This is a genomic window from Maridesulfovibrio zosterae DSM 11974 (assembly GCF_000425265.1).
In the GTDB taxonomy this organism is placed as follows: domain Bacteria; phylum Desulfobacterota; class Desulfovibrionia; order Desulfovibrionales; family Desulfovibrionaceae; genus Maridesulfovibrio; species Maridesulfovibrio zosterae.
This window is the reverse complement of the sequence record NZ_KE384342.1, coordinates 811483-831584: the sequence shown is the minus strand read 5'-3', so window position 1 is coordinate 831584 and position 20102 is coordinate 811483. Positions and strand designations below refer to the sequence as shown.

At 43.1% G+C, this 20102-nt stretch carries 22 protein-coding genes; 9 read left to right on the top strand and 13 right to left on the bottom strand.

Going from position 1 to position 20102, the window contains the following annotated elements; all coding sequences use genetic code 11:
• Nucleotides 1-45: 45 nt before the first annotated feature.
• From H589_RS0115460 to H589_RS0115450, 3 genes are read left to right on the top strand one after another with little or no spacing between them, the layout of a single operon-like run.
• Nucleotides 46-975, top strand: coding sequence for an ABC transporter permease (locus tag H589_RS0115460; protein WP_027722862.1), 930 nt, complete (start codon nt 46-48; stop codon nt 973-975).
• 9 nt (nt 976-984) lie between these two features.
• Nucleotides 985-1815: an ABC transporter permease gene (locus tag H589_RS0115455; protein ID WP_035076192.1), complete on the top strand. Its 831-nt coding sequence runs from the start codon at nt 985-987 to the stop codon at nt 1813-1815.
• A complete protein-coding gene (locus tag H589_RS0115450; RefSeq protein WP_027722860.1) occupies nt 1812-3380 on the top strand; it encodes an ABC transporter ATP-binding protein in 1569 nt (522 codons plus the stop codon). Before H589_RS0115455 ends, H589_RS0115450 begins: the two co-directional genes overlap by 4 nt.
• Nucleotides 3381-3662: 282 nt before the next feature.
• Here the strand turns inward: H589_RS0115450 and H589_RS0115445 are convergent, their stop codons facing one another.
• Nucleotides 3663-3944, bottom strand: coding sequence for a peptidylprolyl isomerase (locus H589_RS0115445; RefSeq protein ID WP_027722859.1), 282 nt, complete (start codon nt 3942-3944; stop codon nt 3663-3665).
• Between the two features lie 550 nt (nt 3945-4494).
• Here H589_RS0115445 and H589_RS0115440 point away from each other — a divergent pair.
• The gene (locus H589_RS0115440; protein WP_027722858.1) at nt 4495-5526 is read left to right on the top strand and encodes a hypothetical protein; all 1032 of its coding nucleotides are present in this window, start codon (nt 4495-4497) and stop codon (nt 5524-5526) included.
• Nucleotides 5527-5977: 451 nt separating this feature from the next.
• Here H589_RS0115440 and H589_RS20515 read toward each other — a convergent pair whose 3' ends face one another.
• Nucleotides 5978-6466 (bottom strand): hypothetical protein, encoded by a 489-nt coding sequence (locus H589_RS20515; RefSeq protein WP_051249768.1) that lies wholly within the window; start codon nt 6464-6466, stop codon nt 5978-5980.
• A gap of 137 nt (nt 6467-6603) precedes the next feature.
• On the opposite strand from H589_RS20515, the gene H589_RS20825 reads away from it, so the two are divergent.
• From H589_RS20825 to H589_RS0115415, 3 genes are all read left to right on the top strand, one after another.
• Nucleotides 6604-6780: a hypothetical protein gene (locus H589_RS20825; protein ID WP_156891753.1), complete on the top strand. Its 177-nt coding sequence runs from the start codon at nt 6604-6606 to the stop codon at nt 6778-6780.
• 4 nt (nt 6781-6784) lie between these two features.
• Nucleotides 6785-7360 carry an ABC-three component system protein gene (locus tag H589_RS0115425; protein ID WP_027722857.1) on the top strand — a complete coding sequence of 192 codons (576 nt, stop codon included), beginning with the start codon at nt 6785-6787 and terminating at the stop codon, nt 7358-7360.
• 226 nt (nt 7361-7586) lie between these two features.
• Nucleotides 7587-9365, top strand: a complete 1779-nt coding sequence (locus tag H589_RS0115415) for a DUF2326 domain-containing protein (protein WP_027722855.1) — start codon at nt 7587-7589, stop codon at nt 9363-9365.
• On the opposite strand, the gene H589_RS19920 is transcribed toward H589_RS0115415, so the two are convergent.
• The 4 genes from H589_RS19920 to H589_RS0115395 all read right to left on the bottom strand — a co-directional run bounded on the left by H589_RS19920 (nt 9362) and on the right by H589_RS0115395 (nt 10553).
• Nucleotides 9362-9550: a type II toxin-antitoxin system RelE/ParE family toxin gene (locus H589_RS19920; RefSeq protein WP_035076187.1), complete on the bottom strand. Its 189-nt coding sequence runs from the start codon at nt 9548-9550 to the stop codon at nt 9362-9364. The genes H589_RS0115415 and H589_RS19920 overlap by 4 nt on opposite strands.
• Complete coding sequence (locus tag H589_RS0115405; protein ID WP_027722854.1) at nt 9537-9782, bottom strand: CopG family ribbon-helix-helix protein; 246 nt, start codon at nt 9780-9782, stop codon at nt 9537-9539. The genes H589_RS19920 and H589_RS0115405 overlap by 14 nt, the downstream gene beginning before the upstream one ends.
• A 174-nt stretch (nt 9783-9956) precedes the next feature.
• On the bottom strand, nt 9957-10121 hold the full coding sequence (locus H589_RS20955) for a hypothetical protein (RefSeq protein ID WP_169433126.1): 165 nt from the start codon (nt 10119-10121) through the stop codon (nt 9957-9959).
• Nucleotides 10122-10271: 150 nt separating this feature from the next.
• The gene (locus tag H589_RS0115395) at nt 10272-10553 is read right to left on the bottom strand and encodes a peptidylprolyl isomerase (RefSeq protein ID WP_027722853.1); all 282 of its coding nucleotides are present in this window, start codon (nt 10551-10553) and stop codon (nt 10272-10274) included.
• A gap of 368 nt (nt 10554-10921) precedes the next feature.
• Here H589_RS0115395 and H589_RS0115390 point away from each other — a divergent pair, with 368 nt between their 5' ends.
• Together H589_RS0115390 and H589_RS0115385 are read left to right on the top strand one after the other, a co-directional pair.
• Nucleotides 10922-12028 (top strand): Fic family protein, encoded by a 1107-nt coding sequence (locus H589_RS0115390; protein WP_027722852.1) that lies wholly within the window; start codon nt 10922-10924, stop codon nt 12026-12028.
• A gap of 83 nt (nt 12029-12111) precedes the next feature.
• Nucleotides 12112-14079, top strand: a complete 1968-nt coding sequence (locus H589_RS0115385) for a DUF2075 domain-containing protein (protein ID WP_027722851.1) — start codon at nt 12112-12114, stop codon at nt 14077-14079.
• Between the two features lie 18 nt (nt 14080-14097).
• On the opposite strand, the gene H589_RS19915 is transcribed toward H589_RS0115385, so the two are convergent.
• The 7 genes from H589_RS19915 to H589_RS0115350 form a co-directional block, all read right to left on the bottom strand.
• Nucleotides 14098-14958, bottom strand: coding sequence for a Fic family protein (locus H589_RS19915; RefSeq protein WP_051249767.1), 861 nt, complete (start codon nt 14956-14958; stop codon nt 14098-14100).
• Between the two features lie 81 nt (nt 14959-15039).
• Nucleotides 15040-15291 carry a CopG family ribbon-helix-helix protein gene (locus H589_RS0115375; protein WP_027722850.1) on the bottom strand — a complete coding sequence of 84 codons (252 nt, stop codon included), beginning with the start codon at nt 15289-15291 and terminating at the stop codon, nt 15040-15042.
• 8 nt (nt 15292-15299) lie between these two features.
• Nucleotides 15300-16043, bottom strand: coding sequence for an ankyrin repeat domain-containing protein (locus H589_RS0115370; RefSeq protein WP_027722849.1), 744 nt, complete (start codon nt 16041-16043; stop codon nt 15300-15302).
• A gap of 12 nt (nt 16044-16055) precedes the next feature.
• On the bottom strand, nt 16056-17576 hold the full coding sequence (locus tag H589_RS20510) for a relaxase/mobilization nuclease domain-containing protein (RefSeq protein WP_051249766.1): 1521 nt from the start codon (nt 17574-17576) through the stop codon (nt 16056-16058).
• On the bottom strand, nt 17567-17872 hold the full coding sequence (locus tag H589_RS19905; RefSeq protein WP_051249765.1) for a plasmid mobilization protein: 306 nt from the start codon (nt 17870-17872) through the stop codon (nt 17567-17569). The genes H589_RS20510 and H589_RS19905 overlap by 10 nt, the downstream gene beginning before the upstream one ends.
• Nucleotides 17873-18140: 268 nt before the next feature.
• Complete coding sequence (locus H589_RS0115355) at nt 18141-19790, bottom strand: DUF3987 domain-containing protein (protein ID WP_084147028.1); 1650 nt, start codon at nt 19788-19790, stop codon at nt 18141-18143.
• The gene (locus H589_RS0115350) at nt 19762-19986 is read right to left on the bottom strand and encodes a helix-turn-helix transcriptional regulator (RefSeq protein WP_035076183.1); all 225 of its coding nucleotides are present in this window, start codon (nt 19984-19986) and stop codon (nt 19762-19764) included. Before H589_RS0115350 ends, H589_RS0115355 begins: the two co-directional genes overlap by 29 nt.
• Nucleotides 19987-20102: the final 116 nt, after the last annotated feature.

Here is a 20102-nt window from a genome sequence, read left to right as displayed (position 1 = left end):
GTGGATTTATTTTTCACACGCCTTTTTGTGTCTTGCAGGTTTACTATGCTTAAATATATTCAAAGTCGTCTATTAAGACTCGTTCCTGTACTTTTAGTGATAACATTCATTACATTTTCCCTTATGTTCCTCGCTTCAGGTGATCCGGCACAGAAGAAGTTGATAGCTCAAGGAATAGCTCCAACCGCGGAAGTGCTTAAAGCCACTCAGGAGAGTATGGGCTTAAATGATCCTTTTCTTGTGCGGTACGGGAACTGGCTATGGTCTTTTTTGCATGGGGACCTCGGTGAGTCATACTCAAAAGGGCTGCCGGTATCCCGGTTAATGTGGAATGCTATGGGCAAGACTGCGATGGTGGCAGTTTCTGCACTGGCACTTTCCCTGATTGTATCCATCCCTCTTGGAATCTGGACCGCAGTCAAAAGAAACACAGTTGTAGATTATTTTGTCAGGTTTTTAACTTTTTTAGCCAACGCTATCCCTTCATTTTTGGCTGCTCTATTGTTGATTTATCTGTTTTGCGTGTTTCTTCAGTGGCTTCCAGTGCTCGCGAAAAATAGTTTTCAGGGTCTTATTCTGCCTACCGTTGCTCTTGCCATGCCGACAATTGGCAAGTTTATAAAGCAGATCAGGGCGGAGGTACTTGGTGAGCTGGGACAAAATTATGTAACTGGTGCTCAGGCAAGAGGTGTAATGTCCGGTACTCTTTTAGTAAAAGACGTACTGCATAATTCCATGCTTTCCATATTAACGGTTATAGGCTTTGCAGTGGGGCACTTATTTGCCGGTAGCGTTGTTATCGAGGCGATTTTCCAATGGCCCGGAATAGGGAAGCTGGTAATGGATGCTATTACGGCCAGAGACTATCCGGTTATACAGGGATTCGTAGTTTATATTGCGATCCTCTATGTACTTATCAATTTGCTGACCGATCTGGCTTATCGCTATTTTGATCCTCGGGTAACCGAAAGCTGAGAGCTCCATATGAAAAATATACATAAAGATTTTTGGTTGAGGATGTTTCTCATCATAGCGCTTTTTTTGATAGTAGGAAGTTTGTTTGCAAAGCACTTTGCTCCGAATGATCCTTATGCCACGCATATATTGCGTATGCGTCAGGCTCCGGGAATGGATTTTCCGATGGGAACGGATGCTATGGGACGCTGCGTTTTATCTCGATTACTATACGGTGCCAGGACCAGTGTTTTTTCGGCTTTGAGCCTAGTTTTCATTACTGCTGCTTTTGGGGCTTTTGTCGGCATTCTTTGCGGCTATTACAGTGGGGCGGCCGATAGGATTGTTATGCGTTTTATCGACGGTATTATGGCTTTCCCGCAGATGGTTTTAGCTATTTCAGTTGCCGGTATCCTTGGAGGAGGAATGGGGAATGCCATGCTGGCCATGGGATTTGCCAGTTGGACACCATATGCCCGCTTAGCACGCAGCAGAGTCATTTCGCTGAAAAATGAGGAATTCATTCAGGCCGCCAGAATTTCAGGCTGTAGTGACAGCGTGATTATGACAAAATATATTTTGCCAAATATTTTCAATTCACTTCTCACTTTTGCAACTTCCCAGATTGGTACAGTCATGCTGGGCTTTGCAGGACTTTCCTTTCTCGGACTAGGTGTTCAGCTTCCTCAGGCAGAGTGGGGCAGTATGATCAGCGAGTCTAGGGGGATGTTACGTACAGCCCCATGGACGGTCATGTATCCGGCTGCGGCTCTTGTTATAACTGTGATGGTATTTAACTATCTAGGTGACGCTTTGCGTGACCTTATAGACGTTAAAGATCTTGGCGAGGACCGTGTATGAACAGTACCGTGTTGAAGCTTCAGGAACTCAGTGCTGGATATAATGGGGATGATGTCATACGAAACATCTCCTTTGATGTTGGTGCGGGAGAGATTTTTGCGTTGGTGGGTGAATCCGGTTCTGGTAAGTCTACTGTTTTAAAGACTATAATGGGACTTCCTTCCAATAGAGTACGGACTTCCAGCGGGGGGATAGAGTTCAACGGGCAGAATTTGACTGAGCTATCCGCTGAAGAACGCAGAAAATTACTGGGTGATAAGTTGTGCACAGTATTTCAGAATCCTGCTACTTCCATGAATCCCATACGGAAGATACGCAGTCAGTTTCTGGATACCATGCGCAGCCATAAAAGGTTTGATACTGAAAAATCTATCGCTGCAATACGAACCGCTTTCATAAAAATTGGGCTGGGCGATGCTGATCGAGTGCTGGATTGCTGCCCTTTTGAACTTTCAGGGGGGATGTGTCAGCGTGTAGCTTTGGCTATGGCTATGGTAATGGAGCCAACCCTTATCCTTGCTGATGAACCTACCAGTGCTCTGGACGTTATGACCCAGAGGCAGGTGATAGAGGAATTTCGTATTTTACGTGAAGAGTGCAGGGCATCAATCCTTTTGGTTACTCACAATATTTCTCTTGCATCGCATATAGCTGACCGGGTGGCTATCATGCATCGGGGGAAGATTGTCGAATGCGGAGTCACTAAAGAGGTTCTTGATTCTCCGCAGCACTCATATACGAAAAAATTGATAGCTGATGTTCCCTGTTTGCGGGCGGCCTATCCTGTTTTTAATAATTCTTCTGAATTTCTTGAAGTGAGTAGTGTAACAAAGCGTTACAGAATTGCTGAACGAACCATAGAAGCCGTCCGGGATGTCGGTTTTACTCTCTCGCGCGGCGAGGTTTTAGGAATTGTGGGTGAGTCTGGATCTGGCAAGAGCACTCTTTCCAGACAACTCCTGCAGTTGGAGAAAACGGATGAGGGGAGTATTAGATACGAAGGCAAAGAAGTGACAGCCATGAACAGACGAAGTCTGCGCACTCTTTATAGTCGGGCACAGATGGTGTTCCAGATTCCGCTTACCTCTTTTGATCAGAATAAGAGAATTCGCGTGACTATGAGAGATGCTGTACGTAACCTTACCGACCGTAAAAGAAAAAGTGCAGCAGATGTGTATATCAACGAACTGATGTACAGAGTTGGACTTTCACCGGAGTTGGCGGATCGTTACCCTTGGGAAATATCGGGGGGACAGTGTCAACGTGCCGCCATAGCGCGCGCTCTGGTTGCTGAACCTGAACTTCTTATTTGTGACGAGGCTACCAGTGCGCTGGATGTTTCTTCTCAGGCGCGGATTGCAGACCTTTTACGCTCTTTAGTTCGGGAAAGTAATATGAGCATGATATTTATTTCTCACGATATTGCCTTGGTCAGTGGCCTTTGTAATACAGTGATGGTGATGAAGAATGGCCGATGTGTGGAATACGGTCCGGTAGAAAAAATTATTACTGATCCGGAAAGCGAATATACTATGGAATTATTAAAAGCATCGTCTTTTTGTTAAAATCAGATACAAAAAGTCTATCCTGAATAAATACTATATTTCTCGAATTCTAATTCAGCATGAAGCTTGAAATCTAGCGCGGTTACTTTACCACTTCCTTGCAGAATATCCAGATCTAATTAAATTCGCCATCAAAGCGAACCTGCTCCTGCAGATGCTGCTGGGACCGGGATATCCTGTGAGTGGATAGAGGATATTTTTGCTGAAGAGAGTATTTAACTCAAGACAGAATAAAGCCCCGACTTAGTCGGAGCTTTATTTATTATAGCGGTGAAGAGTTGTTTAGTCTTCGCGGCTATCGATGATCAGCAGGTGGTAACCGAACTGTGTTTTTACGGGGCCATGAACTTCACCAACGGCTTCATTGAACACAACGGTATCAAATTCCGGGACCATCTGGCCGGGGCGGAACTCACCGAGATCGCCACCGCGCTGACCGGAAGGGCAGCTGGAGTGTTTTTTGGCTAATTCACCAAAATCTGCGCCGTCCTGAATTTGTTTTTTCAGGTCCAGACAGGTCTGTTCATCACTAACCAAAAGATGACGTGCAGATGCTTTTGTCATATACGTACTCCTGTAAGTTTTAATATAAAATTTTAATTAACCTTGTAGTCTTGCCATTACGATTTAATGTGTCGCAAAAAATGACCTTGCATGAATACGCAAGGACTGCAAGGTGAAATACTGCATACATACCTTCCAGATCAATCCGGTCCGCTAATTCAACCAACGTGCGCACGTCGAATTGCGAGAACTACAGGCGGAGTCCCAGTTATCGTTTATATTTATCAACATCCCCCACCAACCGATCAAAATCCGATACAAAAAACTATCCTGAATGATGCGGTGTTTCTTGAACTTTGTTCAGCATTAAGCTTGAGTTGTTGCACAGATAATTTACCATTCCCCCTAGACAAAACAGATTTGGTATATATTCATAATTCTTATATGGTATTGTACGTTAGGATTGCCTAAACTTCTTAAATTCAAAAGCATTGCTCTTGCGATAAATAAAATCTACATTCACCACAATCTGTGCGATTTGAATTCAGGTTCGGTAGCATGATTCAATAAAAAGTGATCATATGAATAATAAATAAAAAAAGGTGTTATTATGAGTGTTATGCAGAAGTTGCATAAGTTGGTTCCGACTAGTGGTAAGGTGTTGGCTATCTTTATTCCCTTGGTATTGTGGGGTATTTGGTGGGCCGTTTCGGGCATTGGTTATATGTTTTCCACTACTGAGTGGCCTGAGATATCACCCTCTGTTCGTTCGGAAATCGTAGCAGTTAAGGCTGATCCTGCTTTTAATAATCCAAATGCTTCTGAGTCGGACAAGGAAAAGCTTGAAACTTTGAAGGGCAGGGTACTTGCGTTGGCAATTGTGTCTCGTTTGGAGACCGAGCTGGCTGATGGGTGGACCCCTCAGTATCTGTTTGTGACTCCCAAATCTCATTTCGATAATGCGGTCAATCGTAAGCTTGGAGTTCTCACCGCTACGACTTTGTTGCAGAAGTTTTTCTCCACTACCATGGCAAAGTATGGCTCTATGGACCCTGAGAATAAGTGGATGCAAGAAGCTCGTGAGCGAGATTTTACCTATGGTCCTCGTATATGGGGGTTCTTTGAGAGGTCTTCTAATTCAGCGTATGAAGATGGCGTGGCTAACGTTCACAAATACGCTGATAAATTGATTGGTATGAAGGTGACCAACAAGAAGAAGGACGATGTGCGTGCTATTGTAAACATTAAGGCCAGCGAGATTTATGAGATGTTGACCTTCATCCTTTCCAAAAACTTTATTGATGTCCCGCTGGGTTGGCTCTCCGCACCGGGAGGGACTCTAACGTGGTCCGAGCTGGATGATCGTGTGTATTTCGCGCAAGGCATGACGTTGGTTCTTCGTGATGTAATCACCGTGCTGAGAGAACTGTATCCTGAGAAAATTACTAATGTGGACAAGGGTGGAACTCAGAACCTTGAAGAGGCTATGATGGCCATGAACAAGATTTGTACCTTCAACCCTATGGTTGTCTTGCGAGGTAAAGAAGATTCCATGTTCGCTGACCATCGTGGAAAGATGGCTCGCTATATGTTCACAGTGAGAGAGCGACTGCTTGACGTGGCAGAAACTATTCGAAGATAAAATAGCAGAGGCGGCGTTACAGTTCCGTCCGGAAATAATTAAAATTAAGGGTTTACATCAAATACGATGTAAACCCTTTTTTATTTGCATGAATTGTCCTGAAATGGGGCCTTTTGGGTAAACCTATTTCAGGACAGGATAAACTTAAAACAAAGGTCCGTTTCCAACTGGAAGCGGGCCATTAGAAATGGGGCTATTTAAAAAAAATGGGACAGTATTGGGACAGTTTGATCTGTTCTTAATAGCTAAAACATATAAGATGTTATAATTATGAGCTTTATCTGGAGGCGGGGGCTATCGAATTGGTGGTGTATAGTTATGGAATAGTTGGTTTTTATTTGTGTGTAAATTGGGGTACTCGTGTTGGTACTCACCGGAGGAAGTTTTTTTCAAATTTCCATATTATTTGAGGGAATAGGCAGTCTGTGCGACACTGCCTACATTTAATTTATCAAAACCGAATAGAGTTATCCGCACCTTCAAATGCCGCATTCATTTCTGAATGATTCGCAATAACGTGCTGCATTATTATGGTGCTGTGACTTATCAAGTATCTGCTCCTTTCTTGTGCTGAAAAATAATTGCCTTTAAATTTACCGCCATGAAATAAATTATTTCTTACCTGCCTAATATAACGTGTAATTTTAATATGGTCACCCACATCATTATATAAAGGTGGATCTATCCATTTAATCATACCTTTTTCACTTAGCGCCTGTTTTTTTGGTGGCTGATTAATTAAATAGTCTACACTTTCTTTAGTATGAGTATTTGTCCTGTTGTCAAAAAGATGCGGATTAGCGGCTGCAAACCCTTCCCAGTCCGCGCCCGTAATGATTTTGTTTTTGTTGGTTTGACAAAATCCATTAGTTTTTAAAGCATACTCAAACATAGCAAAAAAGTGGAAAAAATCTTTGCCAATATCTAAATCGCTACACATGACTTCTCCTCATTGTTTATATACATCACTATTTAAATATTTACTTATCCTATGCAGGATATTTAAACTGTACATATCAGTAAGGACTTGATAAGTCAGTACGTAAATTATAATTCATACACCATGAGAGGATATTTATGTTTTGGGAATCAATAACTAAGGCATCAGCAGTTATTTCAATTGTTAGTTTTATATTAGGGTTTGGAGCAGCAAAAATTCATACTAAAATTAGCTTTAAAAATAGTGGCAATATCAACTCGAAAGTTTCTAAAAAAATGTCCATCAAAGGAAACAATAACAAACAGATGGGATAGCTAGATGGACAAGCCTGAAAATAACCTTCCAAAAATTGGGGACATGTCAGTCGACTCGATGATTGCACCAGTTAGTGGCAATACATTCGATATGGACATTGAAGGAAATAATAACACCCAAATCGGGGCGGCTATTTTTCAATTTCCTGAGCCAATACAAGTTATGCCTCACGATTTAAAGGAGTTAATTGTTGCATTTAGGAACGTTGTTCCAGCGATCCCTCAACTAAGATCAGGGTATAATTTTGATGAGATGGGCGAAAAAAATAGAAAAAATAAAATGGACGAGCGATACTTCCATATGCTCCTCCAGCAAGACCTTCCATATTTTCAAGATATTGATAATTTTCTTCGTGACCCACGCTCAAATGAATACTCAGAAATGTACAATGCTACTGCCGAGGATCTGCAATTACAATATTTAGCACGCTCTGACAAATTCCCTAACATTCACAGTTTTCTTGCTTATTCGTACGATACAATCTTCAACGTCCTTCAAGCTGAATTAGGTAGAAAAAGAAGACAAATTAGAACCTTTCTTCATCACATGTACTGGAACTGTTCAATAGGTGAGAAATGATTATTGCCAATAGATATTCCAATTTTGAATTGACGCCATATGTGTGTGGTGCACATTTGATCAAATGGATGAATCCCGAAGGTGAGTTCATGAGCGATGTCGACTTGTATTTTAAGAAAAAATATAAAAATTCTTGGAGGTTGTTAGAAATACGTACTTTAAATTTTTTATTCTTAATTGGTACTATTGATTTTGATTCTGAACGAAAGATGTTGAGGTTAGCCAAATGATTCTGTCCAGAGTATACGCTAAAGGCGGACCATTTAAAGAAATAAGGTTTCATAAAGGCGTAAATATTGTAATGGGAACCTGCACTCGACAAGGTGAAGAAGGCGCAGATTCTCATAACTTGGGTAAAACAATTTTATTCGATGTTATTAATTTTACCTTACTTGGTGATGTCAGTTCAAAGCATGTCTTTGTGAAAAACTCTAATTTTTTTGACAATTATACATTTTATATAGAAATACAATTAAAAGATGGAACTTATGTCACGGTAAAACGCGGGGTCGCCAGTAGAACTGTTGCATCAATTATTGCTACGGACGTTCTTATTGATGGAAGGGAAATCGAAGAATGGCCTTATGAGAATATCGGACTAGCTATCAGGAAAAGCGAAAATTCACGGGAGATATTGAAACGAATTTTAAAGCTGAATTCTTTGGAAGATCTGTCACTTCGTTCTTTACTGACTTACTCCATACGTACACAAGATGATTATGCTGAAACATTCAATATTTTTAATGAAAAAGTTGAAATTGCATGGAAGCCAGCTTTACTAAATTTGGTTGGGCTTGATGGAGAACTGCTTCGGGAAAAATTAAATTTGGATCAAGGAGAAAAAGCGATCCAGAAAACTAATAAGATACTGAAAGATACTGGAGTCTATGATTCTCCTGAAGTTGAAAATGCTAAAACAAGGATCAGCGAACTCCATAAGCAAAAAAATAAAATTGAACAAAGCATAGGTAGTGTTTCTTTTTTTGATGAAGATGAAAAGATTAGCCGCTCCGTTGTGAAAGATTACGATTCACAAATTTCTAAATTAAATGTTCATAGATACAATACCCAGTTCGATGTTGATAAATTGTCACGTACTGCTGATACTGACTATGTAGATTTAGATGAGATCAATGCGATCTACAAAGAAGCAGAAGTTGCAATCCCTAGTTTTTTGGCTAAAAGTTATGCTGATTTGATGGATTTCAATAAACGAATATGGTCAGACAGACAGGGATTTATTGCAAATCAAATTCAAGAGTTGAATAAACAGCTAGTTGATACGGACCAGACACTTGTTGCTCTTGACGAAGAACGGAAGAATTTGCTGAATCAGCTTAAAAAACAAAATGTTGTTGATAGGTATAAGAAAAAAAGACTGAAAATTGCTGAAATTGAAGATGAAATAGATTCAATAAATGATTTTTTAGGTTCAATCATAAATGAAGAAAAAATAGACATCCAAAAGGAAATAATCAAAAGAAAGCGTAAAGGAGAAATTAGCAAATTAAAAAATATGGAAATTGTCGGAACCCCCCAATATGCTGATTTTGTAGGTATATTTAATTCATTAGCAAGGGAGGTTTTAGGGCATAAGGTGAAATTGATCTACAATGTTAACAATAAAGGAAATGTGCATTTTGACTTTGAATTTCAAGATGGAGAAGGTGACAAGGTAATGCTTGAGCGTGGAACTTCATATAGAAAGATGTTGTCCATCTTTTTTGATATAGCTTTGATTTTGAAATATTATACACGTAACCACATTAGGTTTGTTGCTCATGATGGAGTCTGGGATACTATGGGAGATTCTTTAAAGGAAAAGCACATAAAAAAAATACGAGAGTTGTCAGCTTACTCTAATTGTCAGTTTATATTAACTATGCTGGATGATGACATTCCACGCAACTATAATAGAGAAAACTACTTTAAAGACAACGAAATCGTGCTTGATTTGGATGATCGTGAGGATAATACAGGGTTACTTTTTGAAACGTTATTTTAACACCCTCTGGGAACTCGGCCGGGGCGGCCGCTTTCAGGGCCTTTCTTTAAACGCTGACAGCCGTCCCATATGCATTTTGTCTCGGATTGCATTAGTTCTACGTCGGCTTGCTCGGCTAGATAGCGGCGGATAGAATTAAGATCTTTGATTGCGTTCTTTGTCCAATTGACTTTAGTCAGCTTCAACCTCTAATTCCCACTTTCCGAAAGCTTTTTTCACTTCGGAAGCTGTAGTGAATTCGCCTCTATCGGCTTGGTCAAGACTTTCAACCGTCTGGGCTATCTGCCATGCCTGTTCTTCAAGAAAACGCTCCAGCGTGTTGGCAACAAGAAAGGGCTTGTTGCGATTCGTAGCCTTAGCAAGGGCATCAAGCCTTGATGCGGTTTCATCTGAAACTCGTGCGGTAACGGTGCTCATAGTTAACTCCTTTAATAAAATGTAGGCATTGTATACATTGTAGTCAATTGCTGGTTAGAGGGTTCTTCACCTGTGAAGCGTGGTCCTTTTACCTTAAAGAAGCTCTTATTTACCGCATGGAGTGTGCCGAATAACCACATCATTCACCGCAAAAGCAATACGGGAAAACGAACATCATGATTTATCAACATCACCCACCAACCGATCAAAATCAGAAACAAAAATCCTATCCTGAACAATGCGATATTTCTCGAATTCTGATTCGGCGTGAAGCTTGGCATCTAGCGCGGTTACCGTTGCAGAGTGGCGGCCTGCGGAGGTTGAAGACAGGAACGCCATCAAAGCGACCCTGATCCTGTAGATGCTGCTGGGACCGGGATGTCCTGTGAGTTGATAGAGGATATTTTTGCTGAAGAGAGTGTGTAACTCAAAAAATAAATAAAGCCCCGACTAAGTCGGGGCTTTATTTATTATACGGTGAAGAGTTGTTTAGTCTTCGCGGCTATCGGTGATCAGCAGGTGGTAACCGAACTGTGTTTTTACGGGACCATGAACTTCGCCAACGGCTTCATTGAACACAACGGTATCAAATTCCGGGACCATCTGGCCGGGGCGGAACTCACCGAGTTCGCCACCGCGCTGACCGGAAGGACAGCTGGAGTGTTTTTTTGCCAGTTCACTAAAGTCTGCGCCGTCCTGAATTTGTTTTTTCAGGTCCAGGCAGGTCTGTTCATCACTAACCAAAAGATGGCGTGCAGATGCTTTTGTCATGTACGTACTCCTGTAAGTTTTAATATAGTAATCTTAATTAACCTTGTCGTCTTGCCATTACGATTTAATGCGTCGCAAAAAATGACCTTGCATGAATACGCAAGGACTGCAAGGTGAAATACTACATACATACCTTCCAAATCAATCCGGTCCGCGAATTCAACCAGCATGCGCATTTCTAATTGCGATAATTACAGGCGGAGTAACGGTTATCGGTTGAGTGAGGTACTGTTACTACAGCAGGATAAATTGCAAGATTTACGACTTGCTCATAACTCCATCTTGTCTTTGCGCTGAATAAAACTTACAATCACCGCAAAACCTGCGGCGAATAACACCAGCATTTACCGCAAACAAGGCCAAAAGCAATGCGCCTACACGAACACCAAGGCTGGCCGAACTTCTCATGGAACGCTGAAAAGCTCATTTCCAAGCTGGCAGACGTCCGCCATCGACAGGGCGTACTGCTCGGTAAGATTGGAAATCTGGGCTTTGATTTGAGAAATGAGGCGGGCCTGAAGACTCTCACTAATGACATAGTTCATTCATCAGCCATAGAAGGGGAACTCCTCAATCCAGAGGAGGTACGTTCCTCTATTGCCCAGCGTCTGGGGATCGATATAGCCGGGCTGAAACCGGCAGGGCGTGATGTGGACGGCATAGTTGAAATGATGCTCGATGCCACACAGCGATATGCGCAGCCTTTGACCAAAGATCGGCTCTGTGACTGGCACGCAGCACTCTTCCCGACCGGACGCAGTGGCATTAAACGGATTACCGTTGCAGATTGGCGACCTGCGGAAGTTGGAGCCATGCAGGTTATCTCCGGGCCAATGGGACGTGAGAAAGTCCATTTTGAAGCACCGAATGCTGGTCGCCTTGAAGATGAGATGGCTCGATTTCTGGAATGGTTCGAGAGCGAAGATGATACTGATCCGGTTCTCCGTGCCGGAATAGCTCACCTGTGGTTTGTAACCATTCACCCCTTTGAAGATGGGAACGGACGTATTGCGCGAACCATAGCGGATATGGCTTTGGCTCGCGCTGATGGCGCGGCGGAGCGGTATTACAGCATGTCCACGCAGATTGAGATGAAGCGCAAGGATTACTATTCCCATCTGGAACGGCAGCAGCGCGGCACACCGGAAATCACCAAATGGCTGGAGTGGTTTCTGGATTGCCTCAAAGAAGCACTGATCAATGCCGAATCCACGCTGAGTCATGTGCTCCATAAAGCCAAACTGTGGGAACGTATCTCCCAGCAGTCGCCGATTAATGACCGCCAGCGGTCCGTGCTTGAGCGTATGCTTGATGAAAGCTTTAAGGGATACATGAACTCTTCAAAGTACGCCAAGCTGGCAAAGTGCTCCACAGATACAGCCCTGCGTGACATCAAGGATCTGAAGGAACGCGGAATACTGGTGCAGAACCCCGGAGGCGGGCGGAGTACCAGTTATCGGTTGAGTGAGGGGTAGATGGTACTTTTGCGTTTGTAATCTTGCATAAAATAACTCTATTAGTTAACTCGATGCCGATAATAATTATTTAGGAGCATTTTGTGAAAAGAGCCTATTATTCTGCGCCAGTTGATAAATTCCTTGTTGATTCCCCGTCTTCAATTCTTGGTGATTTAACTCAGAACCATACATTTTCATTAGAAGATTTACAAAAAAATGCCTGGATAGCTCAGATAGAGATACTTCAACGTGAGCTAAAAGATTTTTCTGGGGCTTCTATTGCTTTTGAATATGCAATTCCCAGGATGGGAAAACGTATAGATGTAGTCATTATCTATAAGGGGATCGTTTTTGCGCTGGAATTCAAGGTTGGCGATAAGAAGTATACGAAGTCGGCAATAGAGCAGGTACTAGACTATTCAGTTGATTTGAAAAATTTTCACGAGCAAAGCCATAATTGCGTGATTGTTCCGGTCGTTGTTTCAACAGAAGCACCTCGAGAACAGTTTATTCTCAAAGAATATCCAGATGCTATTTATCAGCCTATTATGGCGAATAAGAACAACATTGCTGAATATTTATCTAAAATATCAAAAAAAGTTGAATGTATAGGTCAAATAGACTCTGAAGCATGGTTAGATTCGGTATATAGGCCTACTCCTACAATTATCGAAGCTGCACAAGCTCTTTATACAGGGCATAGCGTAACGGAAATTTCTAGATCAGACTCTGGTGCTATTAATCTTGCCTCTACCTCAAATACAATTTCAGACATTATTGAGCACTCTAAACTTCAAAAGCGGAAATCTATTTGCTTCATTACAGGTGTTCCTGGTGCAGGCAAGACTCTCGCCGGACTTAACATTGCAAATGAACGGCATAATGTTGACGAAGGTGAGCATGCCGTATTTCTGTCCGGTAATGGACCTTTAGTTGATGTTTTGCAGGAAGCTCTTGCAAGAAATGAAGTCGCATCATGTTCAGGCGTAAAGATAACCAAGGATAAAGCCCGTCGAAAAGCTAAAGCATTCATCCAAAATATACACCACTTTCGAGATGATAATTTGCAGAGTGATTTAGCTCCAATCGAACGAGTGGCTGTTTTTGATGAAGCTCAAAGAGCATGGACTAAAGAGCAGGCGAGTTCTTTCATGTCTAAAAAACGAAATATGCGTGATTTCTCAATGTCTGAGCCAGAATTTTTAATAAGCGTTCTCGATAGACATGAAGATTGGGCGACGATCATTTGCCTGATAGGCGGAGGCCAGGAGATAAACACAGGTGAGGCGGGGCTACCTGAGTGGTTTACAGCAATACATGATTCATACCCACATTGGGATGTATATGCTTCTGACCAGCTTACCGAGATTGAATATACAAATGGAGACAATATCTATTCAGCACTTTCAATTGAACAACTTAAGATCAAAAAAGATTTACACTTATCTGTTTCAGTTAGATCTTTTAGGTCTGAGCGACTTTCTGGATTTGTAAAGGCTATATTAGATCTAGATCTGAAGACTGCTGTGGAGTTGAATAAAGAATTAAGAGAAGTTTATCCACTTAAAGTGACTCGTGATCTTGAGGTTGCCAAAAATTGGCTTAAATCAAAAGCTCGTGGCAGTGAAGGACTAGGAATAACTGCTTACTCAGGAGCATATAGATTAAAGCCTTACGGCATTCATGTTAAATCGCAAATCGATCCTAAGACATGGTTTTTAAATAATAAAAATGATGTTCGCTCGGCCGCTTTTTTGGAAGATGCAGCCACAGAATTTGATATACAAGGTCTTGAGTTAGATTGGACCTGTGTCGCTTGGGATTCGAGTTTAAGAATCAAAAACGGCGCTTGGGAATTTAAAAACTTTCGTGGAACCAAGTGGCAAAATGTAAACGATGAAATACGTAGGCGATATCTTCTTAATGCGCATAGGGTTTTGTTGACCAGAGCACGGCAAGGAATGGTCATTTTCATTCCTGAGGGTAGCACTGAAGATGAAACCAGGCTTCCTGAGTTTTACGACCCTATGTACAATTTCCTTCTAAAGTGTGGCATATCCAATATTTAGCTGTGGGGTTAATAGAGCTTATTTCCCATTACCTTCCAAAATATTCACAACCGATTCCTGAGTTTCCCGTAAGGAATGAGAAACAAATACGCAGAAAAGCTCCATCTCACCCTTATCTGCCTGATGCAGGCATTCAATGTAATCCTGACGGTTCTCATTGTTAATGACGGCAGGGAGATACCCGTTTTTCATAAGGATTAGGTTCATCAGAAGCCTTGCCCCGCGACCGTTCCCATCATCGAAAGGATGGATGCGCACGAAATTGTAGTGCGCTATAGCGGCCGTAATCAGCGGATGTGTCTGCTTTTGTTCCTGCTCACCAATCCACTCAAAAAGATAATCCATTTCAGCGGCAACCTGCTCCGGTTCAACGTAGGTATGGATTTCGCCGCTTGGTGTTAACACATGGTTCGGATGCTTTTTATATTCCCCGGCATGAGCTTTTTTTTTGGTGCTCTGCCCGTCGGGTGTCTGAGCTGCTGTGTAACTGACTCCATTGAGAATCAAGGCGTTTATTTCTTTCATAAATCCAACAGAAAGAGGCCTTTCATCCTTTATGGTGTCCTGAAGTAAATCAACAGCCTCAGAGTGGTTTCTGGCGTCCAGAAAATCCTTGAGCGGTTTGCCCTTCACGGTAAGGCCTTCGCGCAGAAAGAACAGCGTTTCGCTTGGGCTCAAGGTGCTGCCTTCAATAGCGTTTGAGTTGTAAGTCCAGTCTACTTTCAGCTTAAACTGGATCACGTCCCAAAGGTCACCTTCCAACGGGCGTTTTTTATCAATAATCTTTTGCAACCTGTCATTTTCGGCAAGGCTGGTGGTGAGCTCTGCGGAATCAGGAAGTATGTAGCTTGAAGGTATATCTTGTTTATTCTGGGACATAATGTGAGCCGTGTGTTTATGCGTTAACGATGCTTGATTGTAGCTTTTTTTGAACGGAGATCAAATTGAAATAAAACTGTATTAAAATTCAGTTAATTTTGACGTTATCCCACATTTGCTGAAAGCGTCCTGTACTTCTGAGTCTGTAGCGAATTCGCCGTTATTAGCTTGGGCAAGGCTTTCGTGGATGAGGGAAATTTCTGCAAATTCATTTTCAATGTAGCTTTCAATTGCAGAGTTTATGAGTTCTTCCTGACTGCGATTGGTGTATCTGGCAAGATCCTCCAATCTATCTGCTATCTCTTTGGAAATACATATTTGTTTCGTCTGCATAGATTCTTTTATTCCTGTTTAAGCTGCTCATTTATCTTCAATTGCTTTTCCAATTTCTCAAGTAAAGGATTAACTTTTTGTTCCGCCTCGACGGACTGACTGTTAGCTGCCTTTCGCCGCTCCTTTACCATTTCCTTAAAGGCTTCAAAGTCTCTACCGTTCTCGTCTTTGAGGGTAGGGTCTGCGCCAAGCTTTAGAAGTAACTTGACCGCTTCAAGTCTGTCACTGCCGTAAGCATAGTGAAGCAAGGGATGTCCTTCTATGCCGTCAACACTGAAGCCCATTGAGATGAACGCCAGCAACATTGCTTTGCAGTTATCCGAAAGAAAGCTGTTGTATATTGCCGGTAATCCTCCTTCTGAAGGTTCGGCATAAATATCAGCACCAAGAGCGACCATAGTCGTTACTGCTTCCACGGACAGACCGCAGGCCGCACGGTGTAGCGGAGGGCCGTAATTGCCATCTTCTACGGTTAACGATGCACCATATTCATGTAGCATGATGATTGTTTCAGCCTTGCTCGCGTAGCATATGGGGGTGAGATCTTCGGCGTTACGGTTATTGGGATCTACACCGACATCAAGCAGTAGCTTTGTGGCATCGGTGTTATCGTTTAACGCTGCGATATGGAGCAGTGAATCTCCGTATTCAGTGATATGGCGCGGATTGCCGCCATGCTCAAGCCATTCCCATACGGCTTCAATGTCGTGTTTGCTGAGCGCATCTTCTATATTCCCTTCGTAATGATTCATTTGCTGACTCCTTTACCTGCTCAATAGTTTATTAATTCCAGCTTTTAAAGTCTTTTTGCGGCTTCTGGGGTTCATAATTTTCTGGACTAAAGCTGAGCTAATTTTTCCAATTCGTTCAAAACTTGCTCCAATTCGCTCTGCAAGTCCCGGCAACCTTGTATTTCCTTTTCCAGCTCGGCTATCTTTTGATCTTGTTCGCCCAGACGGCGTGCTTGTTCCTCTTCGATTCGGCTCAGCGCGTCCAATAAGCTCTTCTGTAATTCGTTCATGGCTTAATCCTTGAGTAAAATGGCGGGACGGTTTCCTGATTGCCAATTCTGCTTCAGGCTTGTCCCGGCTGGTAGAACTATGAATCTGCGGTTGTTGTCCAGAAGGGGCGTTACTCCCCAGCTCACGAGCTTTTTCTCTATTGTCCTCTGGTGATCTATCTTCTCGGAAAGCTCTGCTAGGGTTGTTCCCTGAAGATCTATCCAGAATAGAGTCCCGCCCACTAGGACCAGACAACACACGAATGTCACCACTAATGATACTGCGACTGGGATTTTCAAGGATCGGTGCATGTCGCGGATTAAGGTTTGTTGAATTTTCGAGAGTTCTGCGGTCTCTGTTTTTATAGCGCTTTCGATGGTACTCAGCTCGTGTTTGGCGGATTTTAGAAACGCTTTTCTCAAGCTCTGCAATCCTTCTTGAATTATCTGCTTGGAGCTTTGCGCTTGTTGTTCCATCTGCTCCTTCATATTCTCGGCTAAGCTCAGCGCGTTGTTTGAACTGCTCGGCTGTCCATGATCTTGCATAAAGTACTCCTTTTAGCCTGATGCGGCGGTTTTTCCGTTTCTGGGAAACAGTGCTGTTGTCGTTTTCTGGTAGTTCAATAGTTATGTATTCCTTGCCTTGGCGCGGTACACCAAAACCGAATTCTTCAAGAGTTCTGACGATGTCTTGCCGGTTATGAATAAGACCGGCTTCCACTCCTTGAACAATCGCTTCAGTTACGGTCCGCCTTACCTCTGAGGCATTGCCGGATTTATAGCTCTGTATCGAGCTGCCCGGACTGACCAACCTTGCGCGTTTCATTTCATCAGGGCGTGCCCAGTTGTGACGACGGTTGTGAAGTTCACACCACGGGTTATATTGTTTCTCCCATCCTGGCGGGCAGGGATTGAGAGCTTTATCTGTTCGTAGTTCCGTGCGCGGAATCACAAAATGCATCTCATGATGGCCAGCATGGCTGTGGCGAACCCAAAGGATTGAATATTGATCCGCTTCAAGCCCTGCAAAAGCGTATGATTCAAAGCTGTCCATGAGTTTTACTTCGTCTTCGGGGGTAACTTTGTCTTCAGGTGCCCATGAAAGAACACCGGATGTGTATCGCCATTTGCGGGTAGTGGTATCGATGAGGTCTGAGACTGAGTCAGGATCTCCACGCAATACTTCAGGTGGATTCTCTTTTCTTTTGGAGTCCTTTTTACCTGTCACATATCCAATGACTTTTGACCCGCGTCCAACTCCATGACGGAATACTTTCATAAGCATTTGAGCTGCTCCTTGATTTCGAGGAGAGCTAGAACCACCTGTGCAGCTTCAGCATTTTTCTTATAAGTATTTGCCCAGCGAGCTATTTGGTTCATGTTGTTGCCGATGCGGGCCAAGTGGATGACTTTTTGTCTTTCTGCTTTCGTCTTCCTGACTCTTGGGCGATTGAGTTTTTCGCGCACATAATCGCCTAGGCTCATGTCTTCGGCTTCAGCCTGAAGCTTAAGTATTTTCTTTTCCGAGGGAGTGACACGTGTGTTCACGAACTCGGTGCGTTTCTCTTCATTATTCTTCATGGTGTCCAAACCTCGCAGAGAGTGGAGTGCTTGCACGGCTCTGAAATACAAGAGGGATCGAAGGGAGAGTTTTCTCCCTCGCCAGTTCCAAATGTGCAACATTGGGTAAACTGGCTTGGACAGCTACAGCACATTACTATGTACGAATCTTGGTCTATCGTGCTGGCGCGAAATTGGGTCGCAGGTTTAACTCCATGGAGAAATATGAGAGCACTTTTATCAATATGAGTTATTAACCTTAAAATACGTGTCATAGGTGTCATAGCCGTCATTCCTGTTGTAGGTCCTTGTTTTCATAACCATTTTTAGTAGTGACACCTGATGACACCTGAAAAATAGGTGTCACCTTAGATGTCACTTGGTTATCACCTTGAAATTCTGAACTTTTATTAGCCCCAGTGACATCTGTGACGCCTATGACACCTTTTTCTACTGGGAAGTATCTTGAAAGCGTTTCGATGATTTCCGGGGTCAGTTTAGCGCCGCGTTCCTTGCTGCTACGTCCCGTTTCGATGCCTAATTTTTTGTATGTTTTGCCAACTGCATCCGGTTTGATGTGAAATGATTCTGGCAATTCATGATTAAGGAATTCAACAATACGTGAGGTGGGAAGCATAGCCTGATTTAGCTCTTTGGAAAGTGCAACAATTGCTTGCGCAACTCTTCGTTCAATGGCTGAAGCTTCCTGAAATTTGTTTCCGGCAGAAAGTAAGGTCCAGACTTGTCTTTGCTGTTCCTGAAGCCATTCCATTAAAACAATGGTTCGCTGAATTGATTCATAATGAACAGGGCTCATCTCAGATTTGCCAGTGCTCCAGCAGTCCAACATGTGAATAATCAGGCAGATTTTGAAGAATGCACCGCGTAATTTGGGTGCAAGAGACTCGAACTGCTCAAGTTCCGGTTGATACCAGTGAGACAGAACCTGATTGTCGTACCAGTCTTTGACTTTGTGTTTGGATGCATCGGAGAGCTTGATTATTTCAGGGGAGTTTTCCGGGCCAAAATTCAAGTCCAGTGCCTGATGAATAAATCCATGGATATGGTCAGCTGGTTCTCCATCAAAACTTTCGGATGTCCATAAAGGCGGAGCTTCTTGCTCACAACGAATGAAAAGGAAGCGGGGCAGAAAGCCGGAAACAGTATCTTTGTGCTTGAAGAGTGACGGAAGTAGATCTGGCTGGACTGTTCCAAAGATAGAAACGCAGGCGTGCGGTATATGAAGGGCGTCCTTAGTGCTGCGGGAGACTTTCCATGCGCCACAATCGTATGCAGAAAGCAGACGGGCTTTGTCTCCTCCGTCACTGCCTTTGTTGTCGTAACGTCCCAGATCGGCCAGCAGGCCGGAAAGTTCATCACGGTACCAGAGAATGCCACGGGGATTATTGGACAGAATTGAACCAACGGCTTGCGTGGTACTGTCCTCAACGTAAATTTGCTCCCAAGTAGGGTAGATGGGCTTGTCTGGAAGAGTGTCGTTCTTTCGCTGAGCGCGAGCAAAAGAGCTTTGCCATTCCCTTAATTCCAGCTCGTATGCCTCTAACTCTCGCTTATGCTCTTTAAATGCAGCATTCTCTTGCTCATGAATTGGTTTTAATATGGCATTTGAGCACGGACTTTTACCCATGCCCGACCGCGCCACCAGTCCCCAATAGAGATTCGGGTGTGTGATCCAGCTTGGTTTAACTTCAAGGCCTCTGGTTCTTCCGACTGCTGCACCGATCACAGCAAGAAAGGTTACGGCAGGAACAGCAAAGGGAACCGTAAAAGCTGAAGCTGCTACAGATAGAGAGTCTTCAACACTGGCCGGAAGAACTCCTAGAGGGAAAGAGGTTGGCGAGGGGAGCAGGTTACTCCCCTCAAAAGCCATGGACGCCATATTAGACATGTTAGGCTTCGCTCTGATTTGGGAGTTCATCAATCAGTCTGCGAATATCACAAACACGCCATGCTGTTGTGCGTTCAGTCAGTTTGACCGGCTTCGGGAATCTGCCGGTCTGAATACCTTTCCACCAAGTTGTTTTAGATACCGGGATGACCTTCAGGACATCTACAAGTCTCACAAAGCCCGTATTAGGCAGGTGGTATGAAGTCTTGTTTGATTCGGTTGTCATAAACTTTCCTCCGTTTTTTGACGTTTGAGGAAAGCCTATGCGGGACTTGTTGTTTGGTCACATGGGTTAAAAAGGTAAAATAGGTCTAATTAGACCTATTTTTAACTTAATATATT

Coding starts and splice junctions, on each gene's coding strand:
- H589_RS0115460 (WP_027722862.1), top strand. CDS start 46: ATGCTTAAATATATTCAAAGTCGTCTATTAAGACTCGTTCCTGTACTT.
- H589_RS0115455 (WP_035076192.1), top strand. CDS start 985: ATGAAAAATATACATAAAGATTTTTGGTTGAGGATGTTTCTCATCATA.
- H589_RS0115450 (WP_027722860.1), top strand. CDS start 1,812: ATGAACAGTACCGTGTTGAAGCTTCAGGAACTCAGTGCTGGATATAAT.
- H589_RS0115445 (WP_027722859.1), bottom strand. CDS start 3,944: ATGACAAAAGCATCTGCACGTCATCTTTTGGTTAGTGATGAACAGACC.
- H589_RS0115440 (WP_027722858.1), top strand. CDS start 4,495: ATGAGTGTTATGCAGAAGTTGCATAAGTTGGTTCCGACTAGTGGTAAG.
- H589_RS20515 (WP_051249768.1), bottom strand. CDS start 6,466: ATGTGTAGCGATTTAGATATTGGCAAAGATTTTTTCCACTTTTTTGCT.
- H589_RS20825 (WP_156891753.1), top strand. CDS start 6,604: ATGTTTTGGGAATCAATAACTAAGGCATCAGCAGTTATTTCAATTGTT.
- H589_RS0115425 (WP_027722857.1), top strand. CDS start 6,785: ATGGACAAGCCTGAAAATAACCTTCCAAAAATTGGGGACATGTCAGTC.
- H589_RS0115415 (WP_027722855.1), top strand. CDS start 7,587: ATGATTCTGTCCAGAGTATACGCTAAAGGCGGACCATTTAAAGAAATA.
- H589_RS0115405 (WP_027722854.1), bottom strand. CDS start 9,782: ATGAGCACCGTTACCGCACGAGTTTCAGATGAAACCGCATCAAGGCTT.
- H589_RS20955 (WP_169433126.1), bottom strand. CDS start 10,121: ATGGCGTTCCTGTCTTCAACCTCCGCAGGCCGCCACTCTGCAACGGTA.
- H589_RS0115395 (WP_027722853.1), bottom strand. CDS start 10,553: ATGACAAAAGCATCTGCACGCCATCTTTTGGTTAGTGATGAACAGACC.
- H589_RS0115390 (WP_027722852.1), top strand. CDS start 10,922: ATGCGCCTACACGAACACCAAGGCTGGCCGAACTTCTCATGGAACGCT.
- H589_RS19915 (WP_051249767.1), bottom strand. CDS start 14,958: ATGTCCCAGAATAAACAAGATATACCTTCAAGCTACATACTTCCTGAT.
- H589_RS0115375 (WP_027722850.1), bottom strand. CDS start 15,291: ATGCAGACGAAACAAATATGTATTTCCAAAGAGATAGCAGATAGATTG.
- H589_RS0115370 (WP_027722849.1), bottom strand. CDS start 16,043: ATGAATCATTACGAAGGGAATATAGAAGATGCGCTCAGCAAACACGAC.
- H589_RS20510 (WP_051249766.1), bottom strand. CDS start 17,576: ATGCTTATGAAAGTATTCCGTCATGGAGTTGGACGCGGGTCAAAAGTC.
- H589_RS19905 (WP_051249765.1), bottom strand. CDS start 17,872: ATGAAGAATAATGAAGAGAAACGCACCGAGTTCGTGAACACACGTGTC.
- H589_RS0115355 (WP_084147028.1), bottom strand. CDS start 19,790: ATGAACTCCCAAATCAGAGCGAAGCCTAACATGTCTAATATGGCGTCC.
- H589_RS0115350 (WP_035076183.1), bottom strand. CDS start 19,986: ATGACAACCGAATCAAACAAGACTTCATACCACCTGCCTAATACGGGC.